Origin of the sequence: Microbacterium sp. K24 (assembly GCF_004794465.1) — a bacterium.
In the GTDB taxonomy this organism is placed as follows: Bacteria; Actinomycetota; Actinomycetes; order Actinomycetales; family Microbacteriaceae; genus Microbacterium.
Genome location: NZ_SSDJ01000122.1, coordinates 45,836 through 52,090, shown reverse-complemented (window position 1 = coordinate 52,090; position 6,255 = coordinate 45,836). Strand labels below are relative to the sequence as shown.

At 67.5% G+C, this 6,255-nt stretch carries 8 protein-coding genes; 4 read left to right on the top strand and 4 right to left on the bottom strand.

The annotated features are described in order from the left end of the window. The 3 genes from lnt to DW306_RS11980 form a co-directional block, all read left to right on the top strand. Positions 1-1,050: apolipoprotein N-acyltransferase (gene lnt / locus DW306_RS11990; protein ID WP_136055818.1), on the top strand; the 1,050-nt coding region annotated here is incomplete at its 5' end. A 109-nt stretch (positions 1,051-1,159) separates the two neighbouring features. Further along, positions 1,160-1,741, top strand: a complete 582-nt coding sequence (locus DW306_RS11985; RefSeq protein ID WP_136055817.1) for a TetR/AcrR family transcriptional regulator — start codon at positions 1,160-1,162, stop codon at positions 1,739-1,741. Continuing rightward, on the top strand, positions 1,738-2,538 hold the full coding sequence (locus tag DW306_RS11980) for an NAD(P)H-dependent oxidoreductase (protein ID WP_136055816.1): 801 nt from the start codon (positions 1,738-1,740) through the stop codon (positions 2,536-2,538). The genes DW306_RS11985 and DW306_RS11980 overlap by 4 nt, the downstream gene beginning before the upstream one ends. Before the next feature lie 71 nt (positions 2,539-2,609). Here the strand turns inward: DW306_RS11980 and DW306_RS11975 are convergent, their stop codons facing one another. The 4 genes from DW306_RS11975 to DW306_RS11960 form a co-directional block, all read right to left on the bottom strand. Beyond that, positions 2,610-2,993, bottom strand: a complete 384-nt coding sequence (locus DW306_RS11975; RefSeq protein WP_136055815.1) for an RNA polymerase-binding protein RbpA — start codon at positions 2,991-2,993, stop codon at positions 2,610-2,612. A gap of 127 nt (positions 2,994-3,120) precedes the next feature. Next, entirely contained in the window at positions 3,121-3,897 is a 777-nt protein-coding gene (locus DW306_RS11970) for a glycerophosphodiester phosphodiesterase family protein (protein WP_136055814.1), read from the bottom strand. Continuing rightward, positions 3,894-4,823 (bottom strand): SPFH domain-containing protein, encoded by a 930-nt coding sequence (locus DW306_RS11965; protein WP_136055813.1) that lies wholly within the window; start codon positions 4,821-4,823, stop codon positions 3,894-3,896. The genes DW306_RS11970 and DW306_RS11965 overlap by 4 nt, the downstream gene beginning before the upstream one ends. A gap of 9 nt (positions 4,824-4,832) precedes the next feature. After that, positions 4,833-5,306, bottom strand: a complete 474-nt coding sequence (locus DW306_RS11960) for an NfeD family protein (protein WP_136055812.1) — start codon at positions 5,304-5,306, stop codon at positions 4,833-4,835. Between the two features lie 120 nt (positions 5,307-5,426). On the opposite strand from DW306_RS11960, the gene DW306_RS11955 reads away from it, so the two are divergent. After that, positions 5,427-6,191 (top strand): SDR family oxidoreductase, encoded by a 765-nt coding sequence (locus DW306_RS11955; protein ID WP_136055811.1) that lies wholly within the window; start codon positions 5,427-5,429, stop codon positions 6,189-6,191. The last annotated feature ends 64 nt before the right edge of the window (positions 6,192-6,255 follow it).

The following is a 6,255-nucleotide window of genomic DNA, read 5'->3' as shown; positions in this document are numbered from 1 at the left end:
CTCGCTCCGCTCACATCGTGGATCGGCGTCAGCGGCCTCGGCTTCCTCATGGTGCTCCTCGTGGCGATGCTGATCGAGATCGTGCGACTGCGGGCGTGGACGAAGCCGTTGCGCCTGCTCGTTCCTGCGGCGCTGGTGGTCGTCCTCTTCTTCACGCCTTTCTTCCCGACGACGGATGCCGGGTCGATGCGCATCGCCGCCGTGCAGGGCAACGGACCCACCGGCTATTTCGATCAGCGCGAGCCGTTCTCGGTGATCGACGCGCAGACCGAGGCGACCGCTCCGCTGTACGGCGAGGATGTCGACCTTCTCGTCTGGCCGGAGGGATCGCTCGACACGGATCCGTTCCAGAACGAGACGCTCGCGCGACGGATGACGCTCATCACGACGCGAATCGGCGCACCGCTGCTCGCGAACGCCGCCACCGGGCGCAATGAGCGCTACTACAACACGTCGATGCTCTGGACGGATGCCGGGGGAGCGACGCAGCTCCACGACAAGCGGCATCCGGTGCCCTTCGGCGAATACGTTCCCGATCGCGCGTTCTACAACGCGCTCGCTCCCGACCTGATCGGCCTCATCCAGCGCGAGTACACGCCGGGCGAGAACCCACCTGTGGTGGATGTCGACGGCGTCGCTGTGGGACTCGCGATCTGCTTCGACGTGATCTACGACGATGTGATCACCGAGGGGATCAACGCCGGCGCTCAGGTCCTCGTGTTCCAGACCAACAACGCGGACTTCCGCGGTACCGATGAGAACCTGCAGCAGTTGGCTTTCGCACGGATGCGGGCGATCGAGACCGGGCGCAGCGTCGTGAACATCTCGACCGTCGGACGAAGCCAGATCATCGCCCCCGACGGCGCCACAGTCACGAGCCTCGACGAGGATGAAGCCGGTGCGATGCTGGAGGACGTCGAGTTGCGCACCGGTGTGACGGCGGGGGTGATCGTCGGTCCCTGGATGCAGCAGTTCCTGGTCTGGGGCGGGTTGGCCGCGCTCGTTCTCGCGTGGTGGCGCTCGCGGAGACGCGGCACGAGCGACTCCTGAGGCCCCATCGGTAAGTTACGCATGGTAAGTTACGAGGAGTAACTTCTCGCGTCACCACCGAAAGGGACCGATGATCAGTCATGTCTCCGGGACTCCGCCACGTCAGCGGATGCCGAAACCCGAGCGCCACGCGCAACTGCTCGACGCCGCCAGGGATCTGATCCGCACGGCGGGGACCGATGAGTTCTCCCTCGCGCGGCTGGCAGAACACGCAGGGGTGACCAAACCTCTGGTGTACGACCACTTCGGCGACCGTTCCGGAGTGCTCGCGGAGCTCTACCGCTCCTTCGAGCACCGACAGCGGGAGATGCTCGCCGCCGCCCTGCAGGATGCGCCGGACGACCTGACGGCCGTGTCGCGGGTCGTCGCGGGCGCGTACATCGACTGCTGCCTCGCCGAAGGGCGCGAGCTCGCCGACGTGGTCGCAGCTCTCGCCGGATCGTCCACGCTGACCCGGCTGCGGCGCGAGGCGGAGGAGGCCTACCTCGACATGTGCCGCAGCGCCCTCGAGCCGCTCGCCGGACCGCTGGACCCGGCGGGGCTGCTCGCCGTCATCGGCGCGGGAGACGCCCTGGCGCGACGAGCGCTCGACGGCTCGATCACCGCGGAACAGGCGCGGGCCGCATTGTCCAGGGTTGTCGCCGCCGTGGCTGCGGACGCGACCGATCACGACGGAGAGGACCACGCATGACCATCTCGAATCCGCCCACGCCGGGTACGGCGCTCTGGCTGTACGCGCACCCGCGTCATGAGTCGTTCAACCACCGGCTCCTCCGGGACGGCGCGAACGCGCTCGGAGAGCGATACACGGTGGCGACCTCCGACCTGTACACGCAGGGGTTCGATCCTGTGCTGGGCGCTCAGGATCTCGGAGAGCTCGCGTCGACCCCCGGGAACATCGCGGAGCAGGCGGGGGAGGCCTACCTGCGGGGACTGCTCGCCCCCGATGTGCGGGCGGAGCAGGAGAAGCTCGCCGCCGCCGAGCTGCTGGTCATCCAGTTCCCGCTCTGGTGGTACGGGATGCCCGCGATCCTGAAGGGATGGTTCGACCGGGTCCTGAGTGCCGGATTCGCGTACGGCGATCAGGATCCTGAGCTGGGTGTGCCGCGCCGCTACGGCGACGGCGGTCTCACCGGAAGACGAGCGCTCATCATCGTGACCGCGGGCGAGGACGAGGGGTCGATCGGCCCACGCGGCATCAGCGGCGACATCGAGGCGCTGCTCTTCCCGCTCACACACGGCGTGCTCTGGTACGTGGGTATCGATGTGCTCGAGCTGCACGTGGTCCATGACGCCGACGCGCTGGACGCCGAGGCCGTGCAACGCGAGGTCACTCGCCTGAGCGACAGGCTTCGGGGCATCGATGACGAGCCCGCCGTACCGTTCCGCCGCCTGCGCGACGGAGACTACCGCGGCACACGCGCGCTCCGTCCGGAATTGCTGCCCGGTCGGACCGATCTGGCGATCCATCTCGCCGCGAACGACTAGCGGGTATCGGGTCCGGACGCAGAAAAGCAGCGGGGCTCGTCAGAGCTCCGCTGCTTCTCGGGTTCGGGCCGTCAGGCCCCGATCTTCTCGCGGGTCGGGTCTTCGCCGGCGCCACGACGGGCGCGGATGAAGGCGAGACGCTCCTCGAGCAGCTCTTCGAGCTCGGCACGGGTGCGACGCTCCATCAGCATGTCCCAGTGGGTGCGAGCAGCCTTCTCGTCGGCGACCTCGAGCGTGACGGCCTGGCCGTCGACGTTCAATCGGGCGTCCGCTCCACAGGAGCGGCATTCCCAGGTCTGGGGCGGCTCGGCATCTGCCGCGAACATGAGGTTCGTGACGTGCCCGCATGTGTCACAGGAGTATTGGGTCTCGCGGCGCTCCATGAAAACGACGCCCTCTTCGCTCTGTAGGCTCTGGGCGCCGAGTCGGATGCCGCGCAGGCTGCGATCTGCCATTTTGTGGTCCTCTCGTCGATGTCAGGTATAACGCTCCAGCCTGTGCGCCTGCTCCACGCGAGCGGATTCTCGGCGGGATTCACAGCGTAATCCCAGCGCCAGAGGTTATAGAGCGCGTCGAGTGCCCTCAGAGGGGGTTGAGGGCCGTCAGCGCGACATCAGCCCGGTCGGACACGATCCCATCGACGCCGAGATGCGTAAGGCGCAGCATCGCCTCCGGATCGTTGATCGTCCACACGTGCACCTCGACGCCGACCCGATGCGCGGCACGGAGGAGCGCGGGTGTGAGAACCGTGAGGACGCCGCGCCGTTCGGGGATCTGCAGCGCGTCGATGTCCCGAAGCAGGCGGCCGGGGGAGAGGCGCACGGCCGAGAGCCCGCGCGCCGTGGCGATGGTGCGAAGACCGCCGGACGTCGCCGGCCGCAGCGCCGCGCCTGCGCGCAGGACCGCTGCGACGGTGGCCCGGCGATTGGCGTCGGAGAAGCTCGTCACGAGCACTCGATGGGTCTCGTCCACGAGGATCGGCCCGAGGAGACCGGCGGCAGCGTCCGTCTTCACATCGATGTTGAAGCGGATCTGGGGGAACGACCTGAGCGCCTCGGCGACGGTGAGGAGACCGCCGTGATCGGCGAAGATGCTCCGCAGCTCTCTCGTGCGAACCTCTCGCACCGCGCGCGGATCGCCGACGAGCCGATCGAGGGTCGCGTCGTGGAAGAGCACCACGTCGCCGTCCGCTGTGACCTGACAGTCCGTCTCGATGTATTCGACACCGGCGGCATGAGCAGCGGCGAAGGATGCGGCGGTGTTCTCCCAGACGCCGGATGCCTCGCCCGCCGCGGTGATGAGACCGCGATGGGCGAGGACTCGGGGATGCCGCGCCTTGGTGAAGTACGGGTGCGTCACGCGCCGGGGAGCGTGTTGCTCGGCCCCTGGCCGGGCTTCGGGGTGAACGCGCTGCCGATGCCCTTGAGCGCCTCGGTCAGCTCGCTCGGGATGATCCACAGCTTGTTGGACTGGCCCTCGCTGATCTTGGGCAGCATCTGCAGGTACTGGTATGCGAGGAGCTTGTCGTCGGGCGCGCCCTGGTGGATGGCCGTGAAGACGTTCTGGATGGCCTCGGCCTCGCCCTGTGCACGGAGCACAGCGGCCTGCTTGTCACCCTCGGCGCGGAGGATCTCGGCCTGACGAGCACCTTCCGCCTCGAGGATCGCCGACTGCTTCGTGCCCTCGGCGGTGAGGATGGCCGCGCGGCGGTCCCGCTCTGCGCGCATCTGCTTCTCCATCGAGTCCTGAATCGAGATCGGCGGATCGATGGCCTTCAGCTCGACTCGACCGACGCGGATGCCCCACTTGCCGGTGGCCTCGTCGAGCACGACGCGGAGCTGGCCGTTGATGTTGTCGCGACTGGTGAGAGCCTCTTCGAGGTTGAGACCACCGACGACGTTTCGCAGGGTCGTGGTGGTGAGCTGCTCGACCGCTCCCAGGTAGTTCGCGATCTCATAGGTGGCGGCGCGGGCGTCGGTCACCTGGAAGTAGACGACGGTGTCGATCGAGACGACGAGGTTGTCTTCGGTGATGACGGGCTGCGGCGGGAACGAGACGACCTGCTCGCGCATGTCGATGAGCGGGCGGAGCCGGTCGATGAAGGGGACCAGGAGGTTCAGACCCGGCATGAGGGTCTTGTGGTAGCGGCCGAGCCGTTCCACGACGCCCGCGGTCGCCTGCGGGATGATCCGGATGGAGCGTGCGACCGTGACCACCACGAAGATGATGATCGCGACCACCAGGATCCAGAGGATCGCGGTGGGGATGAACGAGGAGTCGTTCACGGAGTTCTCCTAGTCGTTGATGGGGCGGACGACGGCAGTCGCACCGTTGATCGCGGAGATCGCGACCGGTGAGCCCTGCGGGATCGGTACGGATGTGAGGGAGCGCGCGGTCCAGGTGTCGCCGTTGCTCAGCTTCACCTGCCCGGAGATCTGGGTAATGTCGTGAAGAGCGACACCGCGGAGGTCGATGAGCGCGTCGACGTTGGATTTCGTCGGATCCTCCCCGCGCCGGAGCCGCTTCAGCAGCGGAGGTCGCAGGAACAGGATGAAGATCGCGGCCGCGGCGGCGGCGATGATCACCTGGGCCCATACGGGAAGACCGACCAGGTCGGTCACGAGGCCGATCGCGCTGCCGAAGCTGAGCATGAGGAAGGTGAAGTCCAGCGTGAGCATCTCGATCACGAGGAAGAGTGCGATCAGGACCAGCCAACCGATCCAGGCCCAGTTCTCGATCAGTTCGATGAAGACGGAGAAGTCATTCATGCGGCCTCCTTTGCGGTCAACCTATCACGCGCCGTGGACGCTCTCGGGTGTCTCGGAGCCGGATTGATAGTGTGGAAGGGCCGTGCGATCGCGGCATCTCGCGCATCATGAGGAGTCACCGTGACCGACGTTCTTCCCGCAGGATCTCTCGACGGCAAGGTCGCCCTTGTCACCGGCTCATCGCGGGGGATCGGCGCCGACACCGTGCGCTATCTGGCCGAGGCCGGCGCCGATGTCGTCATCAACTTCCGCAACAAGGCTCCACGTGCCGAGAAGCTCGCCGGCCAGCTGCGCGAGCTCGGCCGTCGCGCACTCGTCGTGGGTGCCGACCTCACCGATCCGGCATCCGTCGCCGAGATGTTCGAGGCCATCCGGGCCGAGTACGGAAGACTCGACGTGCTCGTGCTGAACGCCTCCGGCGGCATGGAGTCGGGGATGGCGGAGGACTACGCGCTCGCGCTGAACCGCGACGCCCAGCTCAACGTGCTGAACGCAGCGACGCCCCTCCTGGGCGACGGCTCGCGCGTCGTCTTCGTCACCAGTCACCAGGCGCACTTCATCCGCACCACGCCGACGATGCCGGAGTACGAGCCGGTGGCGCTCTCGAAGCGGGCGGGCGAGGATGCCCTCCGCGAGCTCATCCCCGGCCTCGCCGAGAAGGGCATCGGCTTCACGGTCGTCTCGGGCGACATGATCGAAGGCACGATCACGGCGACGCTGCTCGAGCGCGCCAACCCGGGAGCCATCGCCGAGCGTCGCGAGTCGGCAGGCAGGCTTTACAACGTGTCGGAGTTCGCCGCGGAGGTGGCGCAGGCCGCCATCGACCCGGTGCCCGCCGACAACACTCGGCTCGTCGGAGACGTGAGCGCTTTCGCCGCGGAGTAGCACGCCACCCCTGAACGACGATCGGCCCCGACCTGCTTCGCGCAGGTCGGGGCCGATCGTTGTT